Source organism: Achromobacter sp. 1011811831 (genome assembly GCF_059760905.1).
The window spans coordinates 21,777-45,821 of record NZ_JCBANG010000038.1 but is presented as its reverse complement, the minus strand read 5'-3'; the positions used below and the strand labels follow the sequence as shown (position 1 = coordinate 45,821).

The following is a 24,045-nucleotide window of genomic DNA, read 5'->3' as shown; positions in this document are numbered from 1 at the left end:
CATGGGGAACACTATGCTTGCCGAGCCGCGTACCCTGACCAAGGCTGAACTGGCCGAGCTGCTCTTCGAGCGGGTCGGCCTGAACAAGCGCGAGGCCAAGGACATCGTCGACACGTTCTTCGAAGAGATCCGCGACGCGCTCGCGCGCGGCGACTCCGTGAAGCTCTCGGGATTCGGCAACTTCCAGGTGCGCGACAAGCCGCCGCGCCCTGGTCGCAATCCCAAGACGGGCGAGACCATTCCCATCGCCGCGCGCCGCGTGGTGACGTTCCATGCCAGCCAGAAGCTCAAGAGCGTCGTGGAGCAGGCCACGCCGGCTGCGCCCGACGCCGTGGAGTGATACGCTTTGTCGGTAAATGTTATCGGCGCTCGACGCAACGCGGCATAAAATCCACTTATGACACGTCCCGAATCCACCGTTACCACCTTACCGCCCATTCCCGCCAAGCGTTACTTCACCATCGGTGAAGTCAGCGACCTGTGCGGCGTCAAGCCTCACGTCTTGCGGTACTGGGAACAGGAATTCACGCAGCTCAAGCCGGTGAAGCGGCGCGGCAACCGCCGCTACTATCAGCATCACGAAGTGCTGCTGATTCGCCGCATCCGCTCGCTGCTGTACGAACAAGGCTTCACCATCAGCGGCGCGCGCAATCGCCTCGGCGACGCGCGCGACACGCCGCATGACCAGGACGCCGCCGTGCGCCTGTCCGGCGCCGAGATGCAGGCCCTGCGCAATGAGCTGGGCAATGTGTCGGCGATGCTGGGCGAAGCGCTGGGCATGAAGCCCGGCGCGCAAGCTGGCGACACGCACGCCGCCAGCGTTCAATCCTCCGGCGTGTCCGCGCCGGCAGCCTGATTCCGCTTGCGCTCGCGCCGGCCTCGTGCCGGCGCGGTGTTTGCCGGCAATACGTCTCCCTTGTTTTTGAAGTCAGCGTAGCCTGAGCTGCTATGCGCGACGTGCGTTGTCGCATGCTTGTGCATCGCGTGGCGCAGTCGCGGTTGCGTTGCCGTGGCCTGACCTTGTCGTGCCTGGAGCCGCCACGTCGCCGGCCTCGACGTGGCCGTTGGGGAGGTGGTGGCGACCTGGCGCTCCCTTGCGGATGGTGGGCCTGTTGATTGCACATCGACAGGCACGAGGGTATCCCTTGCATTCAACAGGGCCCACGCAAGCATGTTCAACGCGTGCTCCAAATTTTTTTCGAGCATCTGCAAAATTTTTTGCGTGAGTGCGTGCAAACAATTTTTTGCTCTGCTATAATCTTTTTCTTTCGGGGCGTAGCGCAGCCTGGTAGCGCACTTGCATGGGGTGCAAGGGGTCGCGAGTTCGAATCCCGCCGTCCCGACCAGCAGTTCCAAGGCCGTTAGTGAGAGTACTCACTAACGGCCTTTTTCATTGTGGGGATTTTCGTGGGGACATCCTACCGTCCCGTCCTCAAGCCGCCCGCCGCTTCAACATCGTCAACGCCGGACTGCGCGTATCGGTTGCTGATATGCGGTTCGCATACTCGATCAGCTTGGCCAGCTCGGCCGCCGAGTAGTGCGCGGCGATCCTCCTCCGGTACGTCGGCCGCGCGCAGCCGGCGTCCGAAAGTGTGTTTCAGATCATGCACGCACAGGCGCGCTTGCGCGCTCTACGCTAGTCGGTGCATTGGGACGCCTCCAAGAAGCAGCGCAAGACCTCGCTGACCTCGTGGTGACTTCGTAGGAGGACGCTATTGGCAAGCACTATAGTCCCCTTCCATTTCCCCACATATTCGAGCAGTGCAATGGCGAGCTTCGTGTCTTGCTTGGAGCGGCTGAAGGCCGCCATGTGCATTGGCGCACTTCCGAGATATCCCTTTGCAGACGATGAGGCGCGTTGTGCAAGGTCGAGGGCAATCGGGAAGTTCTTCTAGGAACTCTTGTGGAACGCGACAGCGAGCAGCTTGTCCAAGGCGAAGGCCTGCGGGCTCAGTTCGTTGTTGAACTCACCGCTAGGTACTAGCTGGGTTGAGGCCAAGGCGTTTCTCCAATGTGCGAGTTGACAAGCTGGGACAGGATCTGCAAATCCGCCAAGACTCGTAGCAAGTGCGACCAAAAGAAATGCCTCGGCCAAAAGTGAACTGACCCCCAGAAGTTGGACAGTTTAAAAGTCTAGGCAGTCAAGGCCTGAGTCCGGTATTGCACCGGGCTCAGGCCTTTTAGTTTGAGTCGAATGCGTTGGTGGTTGTAGTAGTGGATGAACTGGCCGATAGCGTTCTGTAGCTGCGCAGTGCTTTCGAAGCGGTTCAGGTAGAAGCACTCGGATTTGAGTGTGGCGAACCAGCTCTCCATGGCGGCGTTGTCCAGGCAGTTGCCCTTGCGCGACATGCTTTGTACAAGGCCGTGGTCGGCCAGCAGGCGCCGGTAGCTGGGCTGCTGGTGGGCCTGTCATTAATTTCGTGTTCAAGGCATAACATACGTCCAAGGAGCATGTATGCCTCGCACCCCGAAGTCCAAGCTGGCGGATCTGCCAGCTATTCCCCCTGAGCTGTTGGAGTCGTTCGGCAACGGCCCGATGACGGCCGAAGCCATCAACGCCGCCTCTCTGGCTTTCAAGAAGGCATTGATTGAGCGAGCGCTCGCAGGCGAGATGAACCATCATCTAGGCTATCCGAGCGGTGCAGCCAAGCCGGCCGATGTCGCCAACCAGCGCAATGGCAAGGGCGCCAAGACGGTGCTCACCGAGGAAGGCCCTGTGCGTATCGAGGTGCCGCGCGACCGCGACGGCAGCTTCGCGCCGCTGCTTATTCCCAAGCACGAACGGCGTTTTACAGGTTTTGACGACAAGATCGTCGCCATGTATGCCCGAGGCATGACGGTGCGCGAGATCCAGGGATTTCTGCTGGAGCAATATGCCACCGAGGTCTCACCGGAGTTCATCAGTTCAGTGACCGATGAGGTCATGGCCGAGGTCACTGCCTGGCAGTCTCAGCCTCTGGAACCGATGTACCCGGTCGTCTTCTTTGATGCGCTGCGGGTCAAGATCCGCCAGGATGCGGTCGTACGCAACAAGGCCATCTACCTGGCGCTGGGTGTGTTGCCCGATGGTTCACGCGACATTCTTGGCCTTTGGATCGAGGGCACCGAAGGCGCCAAGTTCTGGATGAAGGTCTTCAATGATCTGAAGACCCGAGGCGTGGGCGATATCCTGATCGCCGTGACCGATGGCTTGAAGGGCATGCCCGAGGCCCTGGCCGCGGTCTTTCCCGCGACCACGTTGCAAACCTGCATCGTGCATCTGATCCGCAACAGCCTGGATTACGCGACTTGGAAGGACCGCAAGGCGCTTGCCGCAGCCATTCGGCCGATCTATACCGCCACGAGCGCCGAGACAGCCGAGGCTGAGCTTGATTCCTTCTCCGAAGGCCCCTGGGGGCAGAAATTCCCGACGATCCGCGCCGCGTGGCGCAGCGCCTGGGATCGCGTGATTCCCTTCTTCGCATTTCCGCCAGAGGTGCGCCGAGTGATTTATACGACCAACGCCATCGAAAGCATCAATGCCCAGTTGCGCAAGATCATCAAGACGCGAGGTCATTTCCCGTCCGACGATGCGGCAACAAAGCTGATCTGGCTGGCCTTGCGCAATATCACCGCAGATTGGGGACGGCCGGCTCGCGATTGGAAGCAGGCCATGAACCAATTCGCTATCCTCTATCAGGAACGATTCATCAGGCCTTCTGTGTAATTCCTAAGCCCGCCTTGAACACGGAATTTCTGACACTCCCCTGCTGGTACTGCCAACCCTGATCGGAGTGCAGTAGCGGGGCGTCGCCCGGTGACAGGCGATGCAGGGCCTTCTTGAGCATGTTGCTCACCAGCCCGAACAACGGGCGCGTGCTGGTCTCGTAGGCAACGATCTCACCGCTGTATAGGTCCATCACCGGCGACAGATACAGTTTCTGATCGTGCACCTTGAACTCGGTCACATCGGTGACCCACTTCTGGTTAGGCCTGTCGGCCTCGAACTGGCGCGCCAGCACGTTCGGCGCCGCGCGGCCCACCTCGCCCCGATACGAACGATATTTCTTCGGACGTACCAAGGACTTCAGTCCCAGCGATCACATCAATTTCTGCACCGTCTTGTGGTTCACGCACTGACCGGCTTGGCGCAGCGCAGCCGTGATGCGCCGGTAACCGTAGCGGCCCCGGTGGCGTGTGTAGACGGCACAAATCCTGGCCTTGAGCGCGACGTACTGGTCGACCGCACCCTGCGCCTTCAGGTGGTAGTAAAAAGTGCTGCGCGAGAGCTTAGCTGCTCGCAGCAACAGCCGCAGCGGATGACGATGCCTCAATCCTTGGACCACTTGCGCTTTTTCACCAGCGCTTCGGTCCGTTCCGCCTGGATCAAGGCATCGAGTTTTTTTAGGTAGTCGAGTTCCGCGCGCAAATAGGCCAGCTCCTCGCGCATCTGCTCAGCAGTCATCTCCTTGGGAATCGGCGCGGGCGGGTGCTTGTGGGGCATGATAGGTCGGCCTTTACATTTGGGCGCCAACGTGCCCAGTCCTCCCGCATCATACTGGCGACGCCAACGCGTGATCACGCCCGCATCGCGAAGGTTATAAGCCGCCACCGCCTGACGGTCCGATAACCCGTCGCGCTCGATGCGCTCAAGCACTTCTTGCTTGAACTGGGCGCTGTATCGCTCGTACTGCTTACGCAACCCTTGTCTGCCGTGGACCTCGTATGCCGACACCCACCGCCGCACCTGGGAATGGTCCAATCCCCGAACCTGCGCTAACTCCCGAAAACTGAACTCCCCCGATAAATACTGCTGGACCGTCTCCAGCTTGAAATGCTCGTCGTACTTCGCCATGTAAAAACCCCCGAAGGTTGGGTCTATGTCCAACTTTCGGGGGTCAGTTCACGCCGAGGGGCTTTTTTCATCGTGGAATGATAGCTACCGTCGGCCAGACCGAAAGTGCAGCGTAAGAAGGCCGCTACCGTCACATCATGACTCTCCACGCCTACTTCATTTCGTTTGCGTATGCGCTTGTGCAAGCATGCTGATATTGGTTCCCGTCAAATTGAGCACGTATTGTGCGAGGTAGCCGGGAACAGCGATGGGAACAGCTCCTTGCCCATGCCCTGCCACTTTGTTTCGCAGGGTTGGTACTCCAGCCTCCAACGTCGAACGCAATCCAGTAAAGTGCGAGCGCAACATTGAATCGATTAAGTTGTTCTCGAAGCAGGCGTCAATTAGATCCTTCGCTGTTGCCTTGGTGGGGATGGTCCAGCCCCTTATATTCGCGATAGTTTTCATTGTGCTTTCGAATGCCTTAAGGCAATCGACAATGCACTCTTTGAAGCGGTCATGTCGATAGTGCTCATGCGCACTAAGGAATTCTTGATTGGGACCTAAGAACTGCGCGTCAGCGAGGAGATTTAGGGCTGGCTTGATGATTTCACTATGTGTGTAGGTGGAATCGATACGAAGTATGGCGTCATGCTCGATTTGATAGCCGAAGGACGACTCCCGGCATCTAAGATTGAACTCATCGACGAGTTCATCGATCTTCGATTCAGTGCTTGGATCGTTGTCGGCCAGCCTGCGACAAGTACGAACGCCGAATTCCACGACATCCAGAAGTCTGTCGACCTGTTTGGTGTGGACAACGAATTCGGTTACTGCAGATTTGCCCGTGTCATATTGAGTGAGACTTGGAACGCCAAATTCTCTGCTCAGAGTGGCGTCAATATATTCAAAAATGACTCTCGCTCCGACATTGCGATATTCAATGTTCCCAACTAAGTCGGTCAAGATATGGACAATTTGATGCCGGAGTTCTGAGGGAGCATTGTCATAAGAATAAACGTCGCTTAAAAGGCCCTCGGCTCGACTCGCCCGCTTGGAATAAATGTCAGTTATTGCCATACAGTCACCTTTGGGAATTTTCCTGGAATGTAACAAATTTTCGATGCAGACTTGTTGCGCTTGTCTGGCAACGGCCAATTCACCGTAGCCTTTGGGCCAAAAGAATGGGATGGCACGAGATGACGCGCTTCCGTAGAAGCAGCGTCAGTATGCAAAGCCCGAGGCCGCCAAGCGATTTGTTCGGGAGTATGCAGGGCGACGCGATGTTGTTGCTTTGTCCAGCGCCAGCATTGCAGGCTTGGACGGAATCGGCGATTTTTGCACCGAGCGTGTTCATCCACAATCCGGATCACGCCCACTTAGTCGATGCTGACCTGGCGTTCCTGTGGGCCTCGTCCGGCTTCGAGAAGGCCGGCCGCGTAGAGCTGGGCGAGGTTGAGCTGGTGATGTTCTGCGCCGGTGGCTGGCAGAAGGCGCGCCAGGAACAGCAGATGATTGAGTGGTTCGGCCGCGTGCCGGCATTCCTGATCACATTTGCCGCCGACTACTGCGCCGGCTGCACCGACGCCGAGTTCTGCGCTCTGGTGGAGCATGGCTCTACCACATCGGGCATGCGCCCGATCCGTACGGCGCGTCGGCCTTCGACAAGCTGGGCAGGCCGAAGCTGCGCATAGTCGGCCACGACGTGGAAGAGTTCGTGGGAGTAGTGGCGCGTACGGGCCGTCGGCTGACGTTCAACAGGTCGTAGCGGCCGCTGACGCCCCGTCGGCTGTGCCGCGGCTGGACATAGCGCAAGCCTGCAGGTGCTGCTTGAAGGCGGCGTGCCCTCTACTTGCCAAGGGCGAGTTTTGACGCATCAAACAGGTAAGCCGTGGCGAATGCGATAACTGCATACATTTCGGGGCTACCCGACGCGGGCTTGGCCGTGATGACGGTTTCCGCAACGATGGCTGCGCCATATCCCAGGAGCAACGCCACCGACGCGCGCACCGCCAGATAGGCATATTGCGCGCGGGTGGCCGGTCCTAACACTTCGTCTTTGACGCGGAGTCCGGTGTGGTCCAGCATGGCCACTAGGATGCCGATGATGCCGCCTAATAGCGCGGCGCCTGGAATCCATAAGCTGCGACCGGTCATCACCGTATATGTGAATGCCCCGGCTGTCACGCAAAACGCGAAGAAGTAGGCGGCACAGACGGTGGATAGAGGTGCTTGAACGGTAGTCATTTTGTCTCCGAATGAACCTCTTCTACGGCCTGTTCGCTCAATCCTTTAGGCGGCCATGACGTAATGGCAAAACTCACCGACGCCCATAAGCACTTTATCGTCCAGGCCCTGGCTTGCTGGAACACTCCCAGCCAGGTCGCTGGGGCCATGAAGGACGAGTTCGGCATTGACGTGCCGCGCATGCAGGGCGCCCAGTACGACTCCACCAAGGTGGCCGGCAAGACCTTGGCCCGGAAGTGGGTCGATCTGTTCGAGGCTACCTGTAGACGGTTCCGGGAGGAAGTGGCCGAGATCCCCATTGCGGATCAGGTGTACCGGATGCGGCAGTTTGGCAGGATCTACGAGAAGCACATTGGCCGGGGCAATGTCGCCGGTGCCGCGGTAGTCCTGCAGCAGGCCGCCAAGGAGACGGGCGGCGCATACACGAACAGGCGGGAGCATACGGGCGCCGGTTCCAGGAGCTTTGGCCACAGGCGATCGCTGACGACGCGAAGTCGAAGAAGCGATCGAACGTCCTGTTGGATGGCAAGAAGGCCGGCGGCGTCTACGTGGTCAGCCTGGGCGGTCCGATCACGGGCTTCCACGCCGGCCACATGGCGGAGGGCTGGCAGGGCGCGATTATCATCGATGGCCCGCTCAAACCTGAGGACGCATGCAGCAAAACCAAGCGCACGGCGGCCAACCGCAAGCTGTTGTCCACGGTGAAAAGCCGGAAGGCGAACCCGGACACGCCGATCATTGTGATCATGCAGCGGCTGGCACGGGAGGATGTCAACGGCCTGAGCCAGGAACAGGCATTCCAGCACATGAAACAGGAAGGGCTCTATGGCCTCATCCCCGATGCTGGCGGCCAATCCGCGAAGTCGTACGCCGCGGCCACCTAAACAATGGCGATATCCGCTGGGCGACGAACGCGACTATCTGTCTGCGCTGCCGGTGGTGTTGCGCCAGGATGACCTGCGCAACACACCGGAGGGCGACGACGGTTGGTTCGAATCGTTGCGCCGTGCGTTCATGGAGGCTCCAGGCGCCGCTGCGGTGGAGTATGGCCGAGCCGAGGGCCTGGCTGTGATGATGGGGCCCAGCGTATCGAGAAGTACAATAAAGAGCGGTACCACCGGATGCTGCGGCGGGCCTACGGCGTCGAAGTGTTCAAGGTCGAGCCTGGCCTGGCCCGTGTGCTGCGACCGTGGGAAGCTGAAAACGTCAGCCTGATCAAGTCGATACCGGAACAGTACTTGAGCAATCTTCATGGGCGTGTGGTGGCCGCGGTGCGTAAGGGCACGTCGCTGCGGGACATGGCCGCGCAGATCCGGGAGACCTACGATCTACCGCGCAAGCGCGCGGAACTGATCGCCCGCGACCAAATCGGCAAGCTGAACGGCGACCTGATCGAGTATCGGCAGACCAACATCGGCATCAAGGAATACACCTGGCGCGGGGTCTTGGACGAACGCGAACGGGAAAAGTGAGTTGCGCGCGAGGGGCAGATTTTCCTCTGGGACATGCCGCCGGCCGACGGGCATCCTGGCCAGCCAATCCGTCGCCGTTGTTGGGCCGAGCCGAAGCTGCCGGCGCTCGACGACCTGGACGCGCTGATCGTTCATTGAGGAAAAATCTATGGTCCTGCGATATGACCGAGCGCCACTAAAGGCGACTCGGACGGACGAGGGGTACTTCGTCGCCCCGCCGGTGTTGACCGATTCGGCAAGCTGCCCACGCCGCGACGTGGTTCAGAAGCACCAGGCGTTCCTGGCTATCTCCGTGCTGTCGTGGCGGCCATCGCTGATGGAGATGGCGCATTGGGTCGCGGCACGAACTGTTGGGGCTACGCGGCTGAGGTTGACCGTGCCTGAATAGCGGGGATGGCGAGTGAGGGGGCGTACGACGAGTTACGCGGCTCTGGCAAGGGTGGGCGTTGAGTTCTGCGATCGGGCGCGGCCGACTTGGGCAGGGGAGCTACCGTACGTTGCGCATGGCTGGGGGAGACAGTCCGGTCAAACAAGATGTAAATCCAGGTTGCCGTTGACAGTTATGAAGCTGAGTCTGGCGGGTCTTGTGATGATGCAAACATCAAAACCGGCATTTTCCAGCTCATTGATTGATGCGCCGTATGTGCCTAGATGCTGGCGCCCAGGAATGGCATAGATCGCATGCGCTCTTCCCGTCCCTGGGCGGGGAACAGGCATGAATCCGGCCATTTCATCGGGCCAGACTACTCCCGAGGGGGCATGATAGACATGTATGTCTGAGTTTTCATGAAAGGCGATCACTGCCGTGCAGGTAATCATTCCATAAATGATGGCACTTTCGTCAGAGTTGCGTCGTAACGAGCACCCGGGCATTTCAGAGGGGAGGTGTCTTCCTGCACTCAGCTGCGTTCCTAGGGGAATGCTATACGGGTTCGCTATTGCTTCGTCGAAACTTGACCAGTTTTGATATTGGGCCGAGTTCCGCGCATGCGGCCATGGTCATATGGCGTTATCGCGTTCAGGCATTTCTATCCGACAACACGATCTCCACCCGCTCCACCCCTTTCCCCTGATTCTTCCGCTTTAGCGCAATCCCGCCGATCTCTCCGGTCCTGCGCGGATGCGTGCCGCCACAGCCCATGCGGGCGAATCCCTCGACCTCCCAGTACCGCCGATGATTTGCCTCGTCGGAAAACGCCGTCACGATGGGCTTGTCGGCGGCGATCAGCGCGTCGGCTTGCGGTTGGATGGTTGGAAACAGCTCGCTGATGCTGGTCGCGCGCTGGAAGTCGATGCGCGCCTTCGTTGGTGAAATATGCGCGCCGACCTTGAGGATGCCCGGTACACAGTCATAGATCAGCTGCAGCACCATCTCGGCCGCGAAGTGATGACGCATCAGGCCGTAGCGCCGCGCCCAGTCGATGCGCACGTCCACTTCATCGCCGGCGTGCAGGCCATGGCCGGGCGGCAGCGTGTAGGCGATGTCCAGGCCGTCCTTTTCCGCTTTCAGCACGGCAATGCCCGCGATCGTGCCGCTGTCGCTTTCCTGCCCGCCGGCGTTGGCGTAGAAGATCGTCGCGCGCAGGCGGACGATGTCTCCGTCGACTGCGGACACCTCGGTCCGCAGATGGTCCAGGTAGGGGTCTTGCCAGAAAACCTTGTCTGTCACGTGGGACTCCGCGCGCGAGGGGCTGGGATGATCCAGCGACTATAGAGCATCGCTCAGGCTGCCTGCACCTTCCTGCAATGCTGCTTGCTTCCGTCCGCCGAGGTGACGGTCAGCGTAGCCGCGCCGCGCTGGAACTCGTGGCGTTCGTCGAAGGCATCGGCGCGCCATGCCTGGGTATCCGGGCCGGCCTTGCTGGGTCGGATCGAATAGCGGCACGGGACGCCGTAGTCGCGCGTCGCGGCGATGAGCCGGCGCGCGGCGTCGACGATGTAGGTCGCGCCCAGTTCATCGCGATAGATGCCTTGCGCCCAGTCGTCGACGTTCTCGTTCAGGGCGGCGGGATAGGCAGGCCAGGCCTCGCCCATGGCCAGTCCAAGCAGGCGTCGCGCTGTCGCGCTGGCAGGCGTCGAGGCGGTGTTGAACAGCACGACGGCGCACAGCCTGCGTTCCGGCAGGCCCAGCAGCATGGACGTATGGCCATTGACGTCGCCTTTGTGCGCGACGCTGCGCCAGCGCCGGCCGTCGATCTCGATCTCGTCCAGCCACCAGCCGCAACCGAAGTCGCCGGGCGGGCCGCTGAACATCAAGTCGGTATGCGCCGCGTCCAGGACCTTGCCGTCGATCAGCGACAGCCACCAGCGGGCCAGGTCGCGCGCGCTGGCGGCCAGGTCGTAGGCGCCGAATGCCACGCTGGAATGCAAGGGCGGCGCGGGCGTTCTGTCCGGGTCCAGCATGCAGCCGATGCTGTGCGCGGTGTCGATCGATCCCGTCTCGCGCAGTTCCAGTGTTTGCCAGAGCATCGTGCGCAGCATGTCGTGCAGCGCATCGCCGCCGACGCGTTCCGCGATCCGGGCCAGCACGGCGTAGCCGGTGTTGCTGTAGCGGCAGGCCTGTCCTGGCGCATCCAGCAGGGGCGAGGCGGTGATCAGCCTGATCAGGTGCTCGGGCGCGATGTGCCGCCGCATCAGTTCCGGCCAATAGGCGGGCAGGGCGGTGTGGTTGCCCAGACCCGAGCGATGCCGCAGCAGAAGCATGGGCGTGATGCGCGGATCCAGGCCGCAATCCGGCAGGTGCCGCGCGGCGCTTTCGTGCAGGTCGAGCTTGCCATGCTGCGCCAGCAACAGGATCGTGGCGGCCGTGTGGCTCTTGCTCAGGGATCCAATGCGAAAGCGGGTGTCCGGGGCGTTCTTGCGGCCGTTGGCATGGTCCGCATGGCCGTAGGCCTGCTCGGCCACGGCTGCGCCATCGGCGTAGACGCCCAGCACGCCGTGGAGATCGGCGTGCGAGGCCAGGTCTTGCAGGTACTGGTGCAGCGCGAGTGTCATGGGGCGGTGATCGATGTCGAAAGACGTGGGGCGCGAGAGCGGGGGAGTCGCGATCGGACCGCGGGCACGCCATGGCCGGCGGCCTCAACGCGCCTATGGACCTTGTAGCGGCTACAGCCTCTATCGTGCCTGGCAGTTCAACTGAAAGGAGCAAGCATGTCCAGCGCGTTGGAGCGTTCCCGTTTCGTCCTGGTCATCGGCGGCGGGCAGGCCGGATTGGCGGCGGGCTATTGGCTGAAGCGGCAGGATATTCCTTTTCTGATCGTCGAGGGCGGCGCCCGGATTGGCGATGTCTGGCGGCAACGCTACGCCTCGCTGTCGCTGTTCACCACGCGCGCGTTCAGCGCCTTGCCCGGCATGGCCCTGGCGGGCGACGCGGACGGCTATGCCGGCCGCGACGAGTTCGCGGATTACCTGGAGGCCTACGCAGGGCGCTTCGCGCTGCCCATCCGGCTGTCGACCTCGGTCCAGCGCCTGCGCGCCGGGCCGCAGGGGAGCTTCCTGGCCGACTTGTCGGACGGCGGTACGCTGGCCGCCACGCATGTCATCGTGGCGACGGGCGGCTTTCAGGCGCCGATGGTGCCGGCGATCGCGCGCGGCTTCGGCGCTCAGATTCCGCAGTTGACCCCGGAGAGCTTCGGCGCCGACGAGTCCTTGCCCGACGGGCCGGTGCTGGTGGTGGGAGACGGGGCCAGCGGCCGCGACCTGGCCGTGCTGGCTTCGGCCTCGCATCCGGTGATGCTGGCCACGGGCAAGCCGCGCAAGCTGGTGCCCGAGCGCGTGCTGGGCAAATCGATCTGGTGGTGGCTGCGCAGCCTGGGGCTGATGCGCGCGCCGTCCGCGTCATTCCTCGGCAAGGCATTGCGGCGCAGGGATCCTTTTCCGGACCGGGACCGAGGCCTGGCGAGCCTGGCGCGGCGTGGCATCGATCTGCGGCCCAGGCTGACGGCCGCCGAGGGCGATACGGCCGTGTTCGCCGACGGCGAGCGCCGCCAGGTGGCGGCGGTGGTGTGGGCGGTTGGCTATCGGGATCGGACCGATTGGATCGAGATCCCCGGCGCCTTGGGCGACGAGGGCCGCTTGCTGCACGATGCGGGCGTTTCCCCGGTGCCCGGCCTTGCCTATGTCGGCCGTCCGTGGCAGCGCAACCGTGCGTCGGCGCTGGTCATGGGCGCGGGCGAGGATGCGCGGCGCATCGTCGAGGCGATCAAGCGGGAGGACACGGATCGTCGGATCGCCGCCGCCATGCCGCCACGGGCGGCGGAGCCGCGCTGACGGCCCGCAAGTAAATGCACCATTCTTCACAGTTCTCTCCAAGGATTCATGGCCTTTCCCGCTAGCATGTGCGCCGGGTCAAGCAGGAAGCCGGCCGGTAAAGCGCACATGGCTGGCATGCGCAAGACGTGGCAGACAGCGAAAGGGGAAAGAACATGGTTCAAGGATTGAACGCCAGGGCAACGCGGGCGCGCGGATTGGGCGCCGTGCAGGGTGTGCGCCGCCTTGCGTGCGAGACCGGGGCGTCAGCGGCTTGCGCCGCGCCGCGCCGCATCCTGCAAGGCGCGGGCGCCGCCATCGCGGCCGCGCTGATCGCCGTGGCGTCGCCGGCGTGGGCTGCCGGGCCGGCCGTCGTCGTCGTCAAGCATGGCGAGACCGTCACGATAGATGGCGTGCGCAACATCGTCATGCGCGCCGACCAGGCCAAGGGCGGCATCCTGCTGCTGACGGGCGGCGACGGACGCCTGAACGTGACGGACGGCGCGCAGTTCACCGATGGCGCGGACAACGTGCTGATCCGCAACTGCGACGCTTTCGCGGCGCGCGGCTACAACGTGATGCTGGTCGACCTGGGTACGGACCTGGCGGCGGCGGTCGGCTACATGGCCAGGCTGAAAGCGCCCGTGACCGTCATCGGCACCAGCAAGGGCACGGAGCGGCTGGCGCAGGGATTGGCGAAGGGCGCGCGTCCGGACAAGGTGGTACTGTCCTCGGGCTTTCTCAGCCCGGAATCCGGGCCGGGCGACAGCGTGCAAGCCATCCTGGGCACGCCGTCGCGGCTGCCGCCGACCTTGGCGATCCACCACCGCGAGGACCATTGCCGCTGGACGCGTCCGGCCGGGGTCGAGCCGTTCAAGGCCTGGGCCGGTCCGAAGGTCGAGGTCGCGTGGCTCAGCGGCGGCGTGGATGATCAGGCGAATCCCTGCCGCTACAGCGGGCACCATGGCTTTGCCGGCGTGGACGCGGCATTCGTGGACCGCATCATGGCCTTCGTCGCGAAGTAGTCGGGCGGGCCAGCCTGTTATGGCGCAATCCCGGCCGCTCTGTGCATGGCGGCGCGGCCGGACCTTGCCCATACTGATTGCGCGCCCGCATCCGTCCACGCAGCTTGCGCGGACGGCGCGCGCAATCCACCAGGACCGTTCCATGCCCTACCGCTACGTTGTCGCCGATGTCTTCACCCGCCACGCCTATGGCGGCAATCCGCTGGCCGTCGTGCTCGACGCGCAAGGCCTGGATACCGCGCAGATGCAGCGCATCGCGCGCGAGTTCAATTTCTCCGAGACAAGCTTCGTGCTGCCGGCGCGCGATCCGGCGCACACGGCCGAGGTGCGGATCTTCACGCCCGATCGGGAAGTACCTTTCGCCGGGCATCCCAATGTCGGCACGGCGGTGGTGCTGGCGCGTGAGCTGGCGGCATCGGGACGTCCCGTGCCGGACGCGTTCGTGTTCGACGAGGCGGCCGGACTGGTGCGGATCGCGCTGCGGCGCGAAGGGGCGAACGTGGACGGCGCCGAGTTGCAGGCGCCGCAGCCACTGTCCCGGCGCGCCCTGGCGCCCGTGGATGCGGTGGCGCGGGCCTTGCGCCTGGCGCCCGGGGACATCGAGACGGCCGAGCACGCGCCGCAAGTCGTGTCGGTCGGCCTGACCTTCCTGGTGGTCCAGCTGGCCAGCCGCGACGCGCTACGCCGCGCATCGCCGGATCCTGCCGGCTATGCGGCGCTGCTGCCGCTGGACGACGCGCGTTCCATCTATGCCTATACGACCGACACGGCGGCGGATACGGGGCAGGGGCCGACCGATATCCAGGCCCGCATGTTCACGGGCCGCATGACGGAAGACCCGGCCACCGGCAGCGCCACCGCGGCGGCCACGGCGCTGCGCGCGGCATTGCGGGGCGCCGGGACCACGCTGCGACTGCGGGTGGGGCAGGGCGTGGACATGCGGCGCGCCAGCCTGCTGCACGCCCATGCGGAGGTCCGACAGGACGGCGTGTGGGCGGGCGTGGCGGGTAGCGCGGTGGTCGTGATGGAAGGCACGCTGGCGGCACCTGCCGCGTCTTGAGCCGCGTCTCGAGCGCGGCGCAGATGTCATCCACGAACGGGCGACGCGGCAAGCCGACTGTCTTGTCAGGCTTGCGTATCGCAGCTAAGCTGGCGCACATGAATCCGATCACCACCGCCCGGCCCGGCCGGGCTGATTCCCGACGAACCGCTCGACGCATGCGTTGAGTGGCCCGTCACGTCCGGGCGCCGTCCAGGCGCCGCATTGAAGAAGGCCACGATATGTCCCGTGGCCTTTTTGTTTTTCGCGCAGTATCCCCGCCCGCAGGCGTATCGTCCGGCCTTCGTTTTTCCCATTTCGAGGAACGAAGCATGTCGCATCACGATCTGAACATCCGCGCTTTCCATCCGGCTGACGAGGCCGCCGTCATCCAGCTGTGGCACGACTGCGGTCTGACGCGGCCCTGGAACGATCCGAAGAAGGACGTGGCCCGCAAGCTGACGGTGCAGCCCGGGCTGTTTCTCGTGGGCGAGGCCGGCGGACGCATCGTGGCCGCGGCGATGGCCGGCTATGACGGACATCGCGGCTGGATCAACTACCTGGCGGTGGCGCCGGACTGCCGCCGGCGCGGCCATGCCTCGGCGCTGATGCGCGCGGCCGAGCGCAAGCTGCTGGAACTGGGCTGCCCCAAGATCAATCTGCTGATCCGCGCGGAAAACGCGGCCGTGCGCGATTTCTACCAGAGCCTGGGCTTCGGCATGGACGACGTGCTGAGCATGGGCAAGCGCCTGATCCCGGACCTGTGAGGCCGGAGCGGGCGCGGGAAGACTGGCCGCCTTCCCGCGCTTGCCGCATCCGTGTTGTGCGCGCGGGTCCTGCCCGCGCTCAGATCTGCACGGTCAGGTACACCGCCTCGCGTCCGACCACGGGCATGCGAGTCGGCATGAAGATGGTGCAGTCGTCGCAAGGCGAGCGGATCTCTTCGCCGGCGTTGATGGCGATGAGTTCACCCTTCTGGAAGACCTCGAAGCCCAGCACCGGGCGGGTGAAGCGGAAGTCGGTGGACTTCACCATGTGCACTTCCAGCAGCATGTAGCGCCGAGCGGGCGGCGCCGGCTCGGCCGACGCCGGCGTGTCGATCAGGCCCAGGTGGCCCAGGAAGCGCAGCGTCACGTCGGTGGCCAGGTCGGCCGCCGAGCGCGCGAAGTGCTGGCCGCATTCCACCACCACGGCGCCGCCGCTGTCGGATTGCGGATCGCCATGGCGACCGTGGCCCATGACGCCGGTGCCGGGAAAACGTTCCGCCGGCATCACCAGCTGCACTTCGGGCGCGCCGACGGCGGTGGCCAGCGCGGCGTTGCGCGGCAGGTCGTAGTAGACCCAGAACGGCTGCACCGGCGCGCGCGTCGAATGGATGTCGAGGATGTAGTCGGCGGCGTCCAGCACCGGGCGCAGCTCGCGCGCGCGGCGCAGTTCGGGGCTTTGCTCCTTGCCATCGAGCAGTTCGGGCGTCCAGATGCGGTTCAGGTTGTGCACCAGCTGGCGGTTCTCGTACGGGCGCTCCAGGTCGAAGGCCTCGTAGGCTTCGATATTGGCGAAGCTCACCGTGAGCGTGCCGATCTTGGGGCGCACCGCGTTGTCCAGCAGGTGCGTGGCGGCCACCATGCCGCAGATTTCGTTGCCGTGCGTGAGCGCGTTGATCAGTACGTGCGGGCCGGGGCGGCCAGATTCGAAGCGGTGGACATAGTCGACGCCGGTGTTGCCGGCGCGATAGGCGGAGAGGTCGCGCGGCAGTACTTCCAGCGGCGCGGTGTCGGGGGCGAAGTCGGGATGGTCCATGGCGGTCAGCGTCATTCAGGCCGGATGCCGGCGCGTTCGATCAGGTCTTTATACATGACCAGGCGCTCGGACATCATGGCGGTGAACTGTTCGGGCGTCTGGTCGGCGGGCGGCAGCGAGCCGTTCTTTTCCAAAGTCAGCTTCAGCTCGTCCTCCTGCGCGACGGCGCGCACGGCGCGCAGCAGCGTCTGGATCACGTCGGGCGGCGTGCCGGCGGGCGCGGCCAGGCCGATCCACGAGGTCGTATTCAGCGTGGGATGGCCCAGTTCGGCGAAGGTCGGCACGTCGGGCAGGTAGGCCGGGCGCTCCGGCGCCGCGATGGCCAGCGCCCGCAGCTTGCCGGATTGCACATACGGCAGGAAGGGCGCCAGGTTGTCCAGCAGGAACTGCACCTGGTTCGACAGCAGTCCGCTGATCAGCGGGCCGCCGCCGCGATAGGGCACGTGCACGGCTTTGACGTCCAGCGTGTTCTTGAACAGCTCGGCGTTCAGCTGGCCCATGCTGCCCACGCCGCCGGTGCCGTAGTGCAGCTGGTCGGGGTTGGCTTTCAGGTGGGCGACGAATTCCGCCAGCGTGCGGGCCGGCACGTCCGGATGCACGATGAGCGCGTTCAGCGAGCGCGACAGCTGGGATATCGAGCTGAAGTCCTTGATCGGGTCGTAGCCCAGGTTGCTGTGCATCAGCGGATTGGCCAGGTGCGAGCTTTGCGACGAAGCCACCAGCGTATAGCCGTCCGCCTTGGCGCGGGCCACGCGCTGGCTGCCGATGGAGCCGCCGGCGCCGTCGCGGTTCTCGATGATCACGCTCACGCCCAGCACCTTCGCCAGCCGTTCGGCATAGATGCGGCCGATCAGGTCGACGGAGCCGCCGGCGGGGAAGGGCACCACCAGCGTGATGGGCCGGGAGGGATAGGCATCGGCGCGGGCGGCCAGGGGAGCGAGTGGCAACAGGGCGGCGCCCAGGCCGGCTTGCAGCAGGCTGCGGCGGCGGACGCAGATGGCTGCGGGTCGGTGAGTCATGACAGGTTCTGGGTAATGGACTTGAGAAATTCGGGCTGCTTGGATATGCAATGTGAATTGCAAATATGAACTATAAAATGCAACGAGTATTGTGAAATCCTGGGGTTATCACCTATGGCCGCGCCAGGGCGGAGCCAGCGGGCCTGCCCGGGTCGCGTCGGGTCGCGGCCAGGCGCAAGCGCCATCCCGATCATGGGAACGTCCTTGTAGAATCGGCCCTCACCATGAACCTGAACCAACGCATCGCGGGCTATGGCCGCAAACTCTCCAAGACCGAGCGCCTGCTCGTCGACGAGATGCTGGCGCGTTATCCGCAAAGCCTGCTGGAATCCGCCACCGCGCTGGCCCGGGCGGTGGGCACCAGCGCCTCGACCGTGGTGCGCCTGCTCGCCAAGCTGGGCTACGACAGTTATGCGCAGGCGCAGACCGAGGCGCGCGCCGAAGTCACCGCCAGGCTGGCTTCGCCGGGCGAGCGCGCCGACGCCGTGGGCGCCGACGGCCACGGCGCGCGCGCCTGCCTGCACAACGCGCTGCTGCATGACCAGCACAATTTGCAGGCGACCTTCGCCGCGGCGGACCCGGCGGTGTTTGAGGCCGCCGTGCGCGCGCTGACGCAGCGCAAGGCGCGCGTGCATGTGCTGGGGCTGAGGCAGGCCGCGCCGCTGGCCGGCTACGCGGCGCTGTACCTGAACCTGTGCCTGCCGGCCGTGCGGCCGCTGGCCACGCAGGGGCCGTTGTTCCTGGAAGACCAGTTGCTATGGGTGGACGAACGCGACGTGCTGCTGGCTTTCACCTTCCGCCGCTACTCGGTGGCGGCGGCCAAGGCGCTGCGGGTATTCCGCGAGCGCGGCGCGAAGGTGGTGCTGATCACCGACTCGGCTTCCGCGCCGGCCGCGCGCTGGGCCGACCAGGTGCTGGTGGCGCAGTGTTCCAGCGCCTCGCCGTTCGATTCCTACACCGCGCCGATGGCGCTGTGCAATGCCTTGCTGGCGGCGGTGGCGCAGCGCTGCAGGCAGCCGCTGGGCGAGGCGCTCGCGCGCGGCGAGGCCTTGTGGGACGAGCAATGGATACGCTCCTGAACGCCAGCACCTGTCGGCCGCCAGGCGAGACTGTGTTTATTTTCCCGTAAACTCCTACCAGATGTTGCCGGCGCGCCGGGCGCGCAGTTGCATGGCGGCATCTGTTGCAGTGCCGCGGCAGGTTTTGTTGCGTTTATCACAATCGTGTGGCTTGCCTTGGGCCCCCTGGCCGTTACAGTGGGGGCGGATGACAACAACAAGGAGCGTTCCATGTTCGATTCTCTTCCCATGTTCCGCCGCGCCGGCCTGGCCGCCGCGACGATCAGCGTCGCCGGTCTGCTGTTCGCCGGCTGCACCACCACTACGCCGACTTCATCGGCCACGCCCGCCGAGCAGCGCAAGTCGCTCAGCAGCGCGGCGGACGAGACGTTGGGCAGGCTGTACCAGGCTTCGCCGCAGTCCAAGGAGCTGGTGGCGCGCGCCAAGGGCGTGCTGATATTCCCGGATGTGCTGAGCGGCAGCTTCATCGTCGGCGCCGAGCACGGCAAGGGCCTGCTGCGCGTGGGCGGCGCCAATGCCGGCTACTACAGCACCACCGCTGGCTCGATCGGCTTCCAGGCCGGCGCGCAGTCCAAGGCCATGGTGTTGCTGTTCATGACGCAAGGCGCGTTGGACAAGTTCCGTAACAGCAGCGGCTGGACCGTTGGGGCCGACGCCACTGTCGCGGTGGTGGATATCGGCGCGAACGGCCGCATCGACACCAACACGGCGCAGCAGCCGGTGGTGGGCTTCGTGATGAACAATGGCGGACTGATGGCCGGCGTGTCGCTGGCCGGCACGAAGATCTCCAAGATCGACGGACTGTGATCCTTTCCCGGCGCCAAGCGCGCCGGACCGCCTGCATTGCGCGGGCAGCAGCGGCCGGCTTTCATGCCGGCCGCTTTTCATTTCAAAGCATGGCGGCGTCGCCGCCCTGGCGCACGGCTTGCGCGCGCGCGATCTCGGCGGCTTCGATTTCAGGATCCAGGCCGCGCCAGCGCAGGATGCGGCCGCGCGATTCCTCGGGCTCCCATCCCAGCAGGCCGTAGCGCGTGATCTCGGTTTCGCCGGAGGCGAATTCCACTTCGAAATATCCCTGGCGGTCGGGCAGCGCGCCGCCGGGGAACCAGTCGGTTTCAGGCATGGTGTGCTCCTTGGGTGGCGTTGGGAAACGGCGCCTGCCGGCGGCGGGCGCCATGCGTCTTCATTGTGCGGGCCATGGCCGCATCCCGCAAGCCGCGCGGCGCCTGGGCATGCGCGGGGTCAGGCCAGCGGCACCGCGGTGGTGTAGAGCACCTGCTTGAGCGCGAAGCTGGAGCGAATGCTGGCCACGCCGGGGATGCGCGTGATGTGTTCGACGATCAGCCGTTCCAGCGCATCCACGTCGGGCACCAGCGCGCGCACCAGGTAATCGGCGTCGCCCGACATCAGATAGCACTCCATGATCTCCGGCAGCACCGCGATCTCGCGCTCGAACACGTCCAGGGCGGCCTTGCGCTGCTTGTCCAGCGAGATCTGGATGAACACGTTGACCTTCAGGCCCAGCTTGCGCGCGTTCAGCAGCGTGACGCGGCGGTCGATCAGGCCCTCGGTTTCCAGGCGCCGCACCCGGGCCAGGCAGGGCGATGCCGACAGATTGACCCGGGCGGCCAGTTCCACATTGGTCAGGCGCGCGTCGCGCTGAAGTTCGTTCAGGATCCGGATGTCGGTGGCGTCCAGGTTGATGTCCAGCATGAATGACCTATGAAAAATGGATAGTCGATTGGTTTGTGCTGAGTATGCCTGTAGCAACGGTAAATTGAAGTCAATAGTGCTGGGGTTAACCCTATAGACTTTCGCCTTCTTCGGCAAAAGGGCCGAAGCACGGAATAAATAGCGGTAAATCAGGCAGCAATGAGTCAGTACAGCAGCGTGCGCGGTTTTCTGCCCCTGGCGGGCGCGGTGATGATCTGGGGCGGCAATTGGCCCGTCATGAAGCTGGGGCTGGAGCACATGAGCCCGCTGTGGCTGGCGGCCAGCCGCTTCGGCTCGGCGGCGCTGATCAGCGCGCTGGTGTTGGGGCTGATGGGCCGGTTGCGGCTACCGACGCGGCAGGAGTGGCCGCTGGTCGCCGGCGTGGCGCTGCTGCAGATGGGCGCGTTCACGGCGCTGGCGCTGTGGGCCTTGCAGTATGTGGCGCCCGGCCGCGCCTCGGTGATCGCCTATGCCACGTCGATCTGGGTCATCCCGCTGTCCGCGTTGGTACTGAAGGAGCGCCTGTCCGCCGCGCAGTGGCTGGCCACGCTGTTGAGCTACGCGGGCATTGGCGTGATCGTGGCTCCCGCGTTCAGCCCCTGGCAGGCGCACACGGTGATCGGGCTGGTCATGCTGCTGGGCGCCTCGTTCGCCTGGGCCTGCAACATCATCCAGCTGCGCGGCAATCGCCATGTGCGGCTGGGCGCCGACATGATTCCGTGGCAGACCGGCATCGCGACCGTGCCGTTGGCCGCGCTGGCGTGTCTGCGCGACGGTGCGCCGGCCTTCCTGGCCGTGCCGGACGCCTGGCCCGTGATCCTCTACACCGGGCCGCTGGCGACGGCGCTGACCTTCATCGTGGTGCTGGGCATGACGCAGAAGCTGCCGCCTGTGGCCACGTCCATCGCCATGCTGTGCGTGCCGGTGATCGGCCTGGTCGTGTCCTCGCTGGTATTTCATGAGCGCATCTCTGCCGATCTGGCCCTGGGCCTGGGACTCATCGCGCTCAGCGTGGCGGCCTCGGCGGTGGCGTCGCGGCTGAAGCGTCCGCTGGCGCTGCGCGCGTCCTGAGCGCAGGGCTCGCCGCCGGCGCCGTGCTATCGTTGAACCCGGCAACAGCGAGTTTGAATCAGAGAGTCCGGCATGGCATTGCATCGTTTCCAGAAGGGTGAATTGGGCCATTGGCTGCGCACGGTCGCGGACAATGCGCAGCCGGGCGCCGCGCAGGCGGAGATCCCCGCCGATATCGCCCAGGCGCTCCAGACCCTGCGCTGCATCGAGGCCGATGACGACGGCCGCTGGCGCATCACCGACAAGGGCCTGCTGGCCTTGCGCATGGAAGAGCCCGGCGCCATCCATCTGCGCTGACGCGGCGCGTCGGCGCGCGCCGGAATTCCAAAGAATCTTGCGAATGTTTTCCCGGAAGGTGGCAAGGCTGCGGCCTTCGCGCGCGCGCCTGCGCGGCATGCGGGAATCTCCTGAGACGGAATAGGCGATTTCGCGCCCCGGCGCGGTATCGCCGCGCGCGCGCCACCGGTAAGATGAACTCGCGTGACGTTTGCAGGTCTATTCATACGAGCGGGCTTTCTGCACCCGCCGCGTCACGCGTGGTTCACGCGTTTAGGTAACCGACTGGGAGGTAACACATGCAGCATCGTGACCAGGAAGTACTGATCGACGTTTCCACAGCGGCCATGGATACCGGCGGATATGGCGTATTGCTGACGGTAACGGCCGAGGGCGGCACCGAAGTGGATGCCGCATTTTCCCACTTGGGCAACTGCGCCTCGTTGGACGAGGCACGTGATCGCGCGGAACTGTTCGCGCAGAACTGGGTCGAGGAAAACATCTTCCGCTAGCGCGGAACCATGCAGAAAGGAGTTCGCAGTCGTATCGGTCTGTGCGGCCATGGCGCTTGGCTAGAGGCGCGGTGACAAGAATGCAGCGGAAATTTCGGTTATCGTCGCTGCTCCATAACATGAGGCTCCGCTGGGGCCCGCGCCGTTCCAAGATGGCAGCCGCACAGACCAACTCCACGCTCGCAGCCGGCATCCGCGCGCTGCGCGCGCATTTCGATTCAGTGATCCTGCCCATGTGGATGGGACCGGGCTTCAACCAGACGCTCGGGCTGCCCTTCGAATCACTGGATGCCGCCACTGGGAAGCCCTTGCCGGCCGAACGTTATCGCGCGATGGCTTGCGCGCGACAGCTCTACGTGTATGCCGAGGCGCCGGGAGCGGTCGCCGCCGCGCATGCCGACCGCCTGTTCGAATCCCTGTGCGCCCATTTCAAGGATGCGCGCGGCGGCTGGCGCTACAGCGTGGACGCGCAGGCTCGCCCGCTGGACGAGACCCAGGATCTCTATACCCATGCCTTCATCGTGTTCGCCTGCGCCGCGTATTTCCGGCGCTCGCGCAACGCCGCGGCGCGCAAGCTCATGCTGGGCGCGGCGGAAACCATCGAGGCCCGCTTCAAGCGGCCCGACGGCTTGTACGAGGCGGCCGTCGCCTCGGACTGGAGCCGCGCGTTGCGCGGCCCGGCGCAGAATCCCATGATGCATCTGACCGAGGCCTACCTGGCCGCGGCGCAGGTGGCCGAACCGGCGCTGTTCGCGCAGCGGCTGCGCGCGCTGGCGCAGGGCATCTCCCAGCATTTCGTGCATGCGCCCACGCAATGCGTGTCCGAGGCGCCGCAGGGGACCGCGGACAATCGGCATGAGCCCGGCCATCAGTTTGAATGGCTGTCCCTGGTGCGCGGCGCGGCCGATGTCTTCGACGGGCTGGAACTGGCCGAGAGCTTGCCGCGCGCCGCGCAGTGGGCGCGCCGCCATGGCGTCGACGCCATGGGCGTGCGCGCCGCGCTGGCGGAGAACGGCGCGGTGCGCGACGACACGCGCCGCATCTGGGCGCAGGCGGAGTACCTGCGCATGCTGGCGGTGCTGGGCGAGCGCGAGGCGCTGGCCGGGGCGCTCGATGGCTTTTGCGCCCGGTTCCTGCATGCCGGCGGCTGGTACGAGTGCCTGGATGCCCAGGGGGGCGTGGCGCGCGCCGATATGCCGTCAACCTCGCCATACCACCTGGCGACCTGCCTGGCGGCGCTGTCCGAGGCGGGTTGACGCGCGGGGCGGGGCGTCCGCCCCGATCCCGTGCCGATTTCGCGGACGCGGGCCGTTCGATTCTGGAAGATGCTGTGCCCGGATTGCGCCGACTGTCCGATTTCTGCACATATTTCCCGGTCATTCTTGCTTCGTTAACAATTTTTTGCGAAGAATATTGGTGAAATCCCTTACAATTTCGTAACTAAGTTTGTGGGGAAGCATCAATGAGCGTTATGTGCTTGGCTTGCCAACGCATTAACCCTGGCCTGGCCGGCGTCGCGCCGCATGCGCAGCTCGGTCATCAAGGATTCACCAACCCGACGCAGCGTGGTCGCGAGGAAAGCCGCGAGGATCATTTCCGCTGCCTGAGCTGCGGCGCCAAATGGTTGCGCGAAACGGACAAATGGGGTGTGGACCTGGGCTTCAAGCTCGCGCCCTGATTTTCCACGGCAACATCGATGGAGCCAGCCCCTCGCGAGGGGCTTTTTCTCGT

The 24,045-nt window shown here is 64.5% G+C and carries 27 protein-coding genes, 1 tRNA gene and 4 pseudogenes; 20 read left to right on the top strand and 12 right to left on the bottom strand.

Features of this window, described 5'->3' with window-relative positions; genetic code table 11:
• Position 1 precedes the first annotated feature (1 nt).
• The 3 genes from AC6LJ9_RS16050 to AC6LJ9_RS16040 all read left to right on the top strand — a co-directional run bounded on the left by AC6LJ9_RS16050 (position 2) and on the right by AC6LJ9_RS16040 (position 1,346).
• Positions 2-340 (top strand): integration host factor subunit alpha, encoded by a 339-nt coding sequence (locus tag AC6LJ9_RS16050; RefSeq protein ID WP_103273814.1) that lies wholly within the window; start codon positions 2-4, stop codon positions 338-340.
• A 57-nt stretch (positions 341-397) separates the two neighbouring features.
• On the top strand, positions 398-856 hold the full coding sequence (locus AC6LJ9_RS16045; RefSeq protein WP_249205350.1) for a MerR family transcriptional regulator: 459 nt from the start codon (positions 398-400) through the stop codon (positions 854-856).
• A 413-nt stretch (positions 857-1,269) separates the two neighbouring features.
• A tRNA-Pro gene (locus tag AC6LJ9_RS16040) sits at positions 1,270-1,346 on the top strand.
• 787 nt (positions 1,347-2,133) lie between these two features.
• On the opposite strand, the pseudogene AC6LJ9_RS16035 reads toward AC6LJ9_RS16040, so the two are convergent.
• Positions 2,134-2,403: pseudogene (locus AC6LJ9_RS16035) on the bottom strand (transposase); the annotation flags it as partial.
• A gap of 52 nt (positions 2,404-2,455) precedes the next feature.
• Between AC6LJ9_RS16035 and AC6LJ9_RS16030 the strand changes: the two are divergent.
• Positions 2,456-3,706 (top strand): IS256 family transposase, encoded by a 1,251-nt coding sequence (locus tag AC6LJ9_RS16030; protein ID WP_498148324.1) that lies wholly within the window; start codon positions 2,456-2,458, stop codon positions 3,704-3,706.
• Between the two features lie 28 nt (positions 3,707-3,734).
• Here AC6LJ9_RS16030 and AC6LJ9_RS16025 read toward each other — a convergent pair.
• The 3 genes and pseudogenes from AC6LJ9_RS16025 to AC6LJ9_RS16015 form a co-directional block, all read right to left on the bottom strand.
• Positions 3,735-4,286, bottom strand: a pseudogene (locus AC6LJ9_RS16025) (IS3 family transposase); the annotation flags it as partial.
• Positions 4,287-4,309: 23 nt separating this feature from the next.
• On the bottom strand, positions 4,310-4,834 hold the full coding sequence (locus AC6LJ9_RS16020) for a helix-turn-helix domain-containing protein (RefSeq protein ID WP_498148323.1): 525 nt from the start codon (positions 4,832-4,834) through the stop codon (positions 4,310-4,312).
• Between the two features lie 156 nt (positions 4,835-4,990).
• Entirely contained in the window at positions 4,991-5,893 is a 903-nt protein-coding gene (locus AC6LJ9_RS16015) for an abortive infection family protein (protein ID WP_498148322.1), read from the bottom strand.
• A 188-nt stretch (positions 5,894-6,081) separates the two neighbouring features.
• Here AC6LJ9_RS16015 and AC6LJ9_RS16010 point away from each other — a divergent pair, with 188 nt between their 5' ends.
• Both AC6LJ9_RS16010 and AC6LJ9_RS16005 read left to right on the top strand, forming a co-directional pair.
• Positions 6,082-6,507 (top strand): putative metallopeptidase, encoded by a 426-nt coding sequence (locus tag AC6LJ9_RS16010; RefSeq protein ID WP_498148329.1) that lies wholly within the window; start codon positions 6,082-6,084, stop codon positions 6,505-6,507.
• The gene (locus AC6LJ9_RS16005) at positions 6,483-6,581 is read left to right on the top strand and encodes a putative metallopeptidase (protein ID WP_498148328.1); all 99 of its coding nucleotides are present in this window, start codon (positions 6,483-6,485) and stop codon (positions 6,579-6,581) included. Before AC6LJ9_RS16010 ends, AC6LJ9_RS16005 begins: the two co-directional genes overlap by 25 nt.
• An 80-nt stretch (positions 6,582-6,661) precedes the next feature.
• Here AC6LJ9_RS16005 and AC6LJ9_RS16000 read toward each other — a convergent pair whose 3' ends face one another.
• Entirely contained in the window at positions 6,662-7,060 is a 399-nt protein-coding gene (locus AC6LJ9_RS16000) for a hypothetical protein (RefSeq protein WP_498148321.1), read from the bottom strand.
• A gap of 63 nt (positions 7,061-7,123) precedes the next feature.
• On the opposite strand from AC6LJ9_RS16000, the pseudogene AC6LJ9_RS15995 reads away from it, so the two are divergent.
• The 3 genes and pseudogenes from AC6LJ9_RS15995 to AC6LJ9_RS15985 all read left to right on the top strand — a co-directional run.
• Positions 7,124-7,366, top strand: a pseudogene (locus AC6LJ9_RS15995) (DUF2280 domain-containing protein); the annotation flags it as partial.
• A gap of 146 nt (positions 7,367-7,512) precedes the next feature.
• A pseudogene (locus AC6LJ9_RS15990) lies at positions 7,513-7,839 on the top strand (phage terminase large subunit); the annotation flags it as partial.
• 342 nt (positions 7,840-8,181) lie between these two features.
• Entirely contained in the window at positions 8,182-8,532 is a 351-nt protein-coding gene (locus AC6LJ9_RS15985) for a phage minor head protein (RefSeq protein WP_498148320.1), read from the top strand.
• Between the two features lie 525 nt (positions 8,533-9,057).
• Here the strand turns inward: AC6LJ9_RS15985 and AC6LJ9_RS15980 are convergent.
• From AC6LJ9_RS15980 to AC6LJ9_RS15970, 3 genes are all read right to left on the bottom strand, one after another.
• Entirely contained in the window at positions 9,058-9,351 is a 294-nt protein-coding gene (locus AC6LJ9_RS15980; protein ID WP_498148319.1) for a hypothetical protein, read from the bottom strand.
• Positions 9,352-9,550: 199 nt separating this feature from the next.
• On the bottom strand, positions 9,551-10,201 hold the full coding sequence (locus tag AC6LJ9_RS15975; RefSeq protein WP_498148318.1) for an alanyl-tRNA editing protein: 651 nt from the start codon (positions 10,199-10,201) through the stop codon (positions 9,551-9,553).
• Between the two features lie 53 nt (positions 10,202-10,254).
• On the bottom strand, positions 10,255-11,526 hold the full coding sequence (locus AC6LJ9_RS15970) for a serine hydrolase domain-containing protein (RefSeq protein ID WP_498148317.1): 1,272 nt from the start codon (positions 11,524-11,526) through the stop codon (positions 10,255-10,257).
• Positions 11,527-11,682: 156 nt separating this feature from the next.
• Between AC6LJ9_RS15970 and AC6LJ9_RS15965 the strand changes: the two genes are divergently transcribed.
• The 4 genes from AC6LJ9_RS15965 (at position 11,683) to AC6LJ9_RS15950 (ending at position 15,611) form a co-directional block, all read left to right on the top strand.
• The gene (locus AC6LJ9_RS15965) at positions 11,683-12,801 is read left to right on the top strand and encodes a flavin-containing monooxygenase (RefSeq protein WP_498148316.1); all 1,119 of its coding nucleotides are present in this window, start codon (positions 11,683-11,685) and stop codon (positions 12,799-12,801) included.
• Positions 12,802-12,956: 155 nt separating this feature from the next.
• The gene (locus AC6LJ9_RS15960) at positions 12,957-13,805 is read left to right on the top strand and encodes a hypothetical protein (RefSeq protein ID WP_498148315.1); all 849 of its coding nucleotides are present in this window, start codon (positions 12,957-12,959) and stop codon (positions 13,803-13,805) included.
• A 142-nt stretch (positions 13,806-13,947) separates the two neighbouring features.
• Entirely contained in the window at positions 13,948-14,865 is a 918-nt protein-coding gene (locus AC6LJ9_RS15955; RefSeq protein ID WP_498148314.1) for a PhzF family phenazine biosynthesis protein, read from the top strand.
• 311 nt (positions 14,866-15,176) lie between these two features.
• Positions 15,177-15,611: a GNAT family acetyltransferase gene (locus AC6LJ9_RS15950; RefSeq protein ID WP_212318387.1), complete on the top strand. Its 435-nt coding sequence runs from the start codon at positions 15,177-15,179 to the stop codon at positions 15,609-15,611.
• A 79-nt stretch (positions 15,612-15,690) separates the two neighbouring features.
• Here AC6LJ9_RS15950 and AC6LJ9_RS15945 read toward each other — a convergent pair whose 3' ends face one another.
• Both AC6LJ9_RS15945 and AC6LJ9_RS15940 read right to left on the bottom strand, forming a co-directional pair.
• Positions 15,691-16,644: a M14 family metallopeptidase gene (locus AC6LJ9_RS15945; RefSeq protein ID WP_498148327.1), complete on the bottom strand. Its 954-nt coding sequence runs from the start codon at positions 16,642-16,644 to the stop codon at positions 15,691-15,693.
• An 11-nt stretch (positions 16,645-16,655) separates the two neighbouring features.
• A complete protein-coding gene (locus tag AC6LJ9_RS15940; protein WP_498148313.1) occupies positions 16,656-17,663 on the bottom strand; it encodes a Bug family tripartite tricarboxylate transporter substrate binding protein in 1,008 nt (335 codons plus the stop codon).
• Between the two features lie 224 nt (positions 17,664-17,887).
• Between AC6LJ9_RS15940 and AC6LJ9_RS15935 the strand changes: the two genes are divergently transcribed.
• On the top strand, positions 17,888-18,742 hold the full coding sequence (locus AC6LJ9_RS15935) for a MurR/RpiR family transcriptional regulator (RefSeq protein ID WP_498148312.1): 855 nt from the start codon (positions 17,888-17,890) through the stop codon (positions 18,740-18,742).
• Positions 18,743-18,952: 210 nt separating this feature from the next.
• Positions 18,953-19,549, top strand: a complete 597-nt coding sequence (locus AC6LJ9_RS15930; protein ID WP_212318397.1) for a BPSL1445 family SYLF domain-containing lipoprotein — start codon at positions 18,953-18,955, stop codon at positions 19,547-19,549.
• 82 nt (positions 19,550-19,631) lie between these two features.
• On the opposite strand, the gene AC6LJ9_RS15925 is transcribed toward AC6LJ9_RS15930, so the two are convergent.
• Together AC6LJ9_RS15925 and AC6LJ9_RS15920 are read right to left on the bottom strand one after the other, a co-directional pair.
• Positions 19,632-19,865, bottom strand: coding sequence for a hypothetical protein (locus tag AC6LJ9_RS15925; protein ID WP_103273825.1), 234 nt, complete (start codon positions 19,863-19,865; stop codon positions 19,632-19,634).
• 119 nt (positions 19,866-19,984) lie between these two features.
• Positions 19,985-20,455 carry an Lrp/AsnC family transcriptional regulator gene (locus AC6LJ9_RS15920; protein ID WP_103273826.1) on the bottom strand — a complete coding sequence of 157 codons (471 nt, stop codon included), beginning with the start codon at positions 20,453-20,455 and terminating at the stop codon, positions 19,985-19,987.
• Positions 20,456-20,614: 159 nt separating this feature from the next.
• Here AC6LJ9_RS15920 and AC6LJ9_RS15915 point away from each other — a divergent pair, with 159 nt between their 5' ends.
• The 5 genes from AC6LJ9_RS15915 to AC6LJ9_RS15895 all read left to right on the top strand — a co-directional run bounded on the left by AC6LJ9_RS15915 (position 20,615) and on the right by AC6LJ9_RS15895 (position 23,992).
• Positions 20,615-21,526: a DMT family transporter gene (locus AC6LJ9_RS15915; RefSeq protein ID WP_498148311.1), complete on the top strand. Its 912-nt coding sequence runs from the start codon at positions 20,615-20,617 to the stop codon at positions 21,524-21,526.
• Between the two features lie 72 nt (positions 21,527-21,598).
• Positions 21,599-21,823: a hypothetical protein gene (locus tag AC6LJ9_RS15910; protein WP_103273828.1), complete on the top strand. Its 225-nt coding sequence runs from the start codon at positions 21,599-21,601 to the stop codon at positions 21,821-21,823.
• A gap of 278 nt (positions 21,824-22,101) precedes the next feature.
• Complete coding sequence (locus tag AC6LJ9_RS15905; RefSeq protein ID WP_103273829.1) at positions 22,102-22,314, top strand: hypothetical protein; 213 nt, start codon at positions 22,102-22,104, stop codon at positions 22,312-22,314.
• Between the two features lie 152 nt (positions 22,315-22,466).
• The gene (locus tag AC6LJ9_RS15900; RefSeq protein WP_498148310.1) at positions 22,467-23,570 is read left to right on the top strand and encodes an AGE family epimerase/isomerase; all 1,104 of its coding nucleotides are present in this window, start codon (positions 22,467-22,469) and stop codon (positions 23,568-23,570) included.
• Positions 23,571-23,776: 206 nt separating this feature from the next.
• Positions 23,777-23,992, top strand: coding sequence for a hypothetical protein (locus tag AC6LJ9_RS15895; RefSeq protein ID WP_103273831.1), 216 nt, complete (start codon positions 23,777-23,779; stop codon positions 23,990-23,992).
• Positions 23,993-24,045 lie beyond the last annotated feature (53 nt).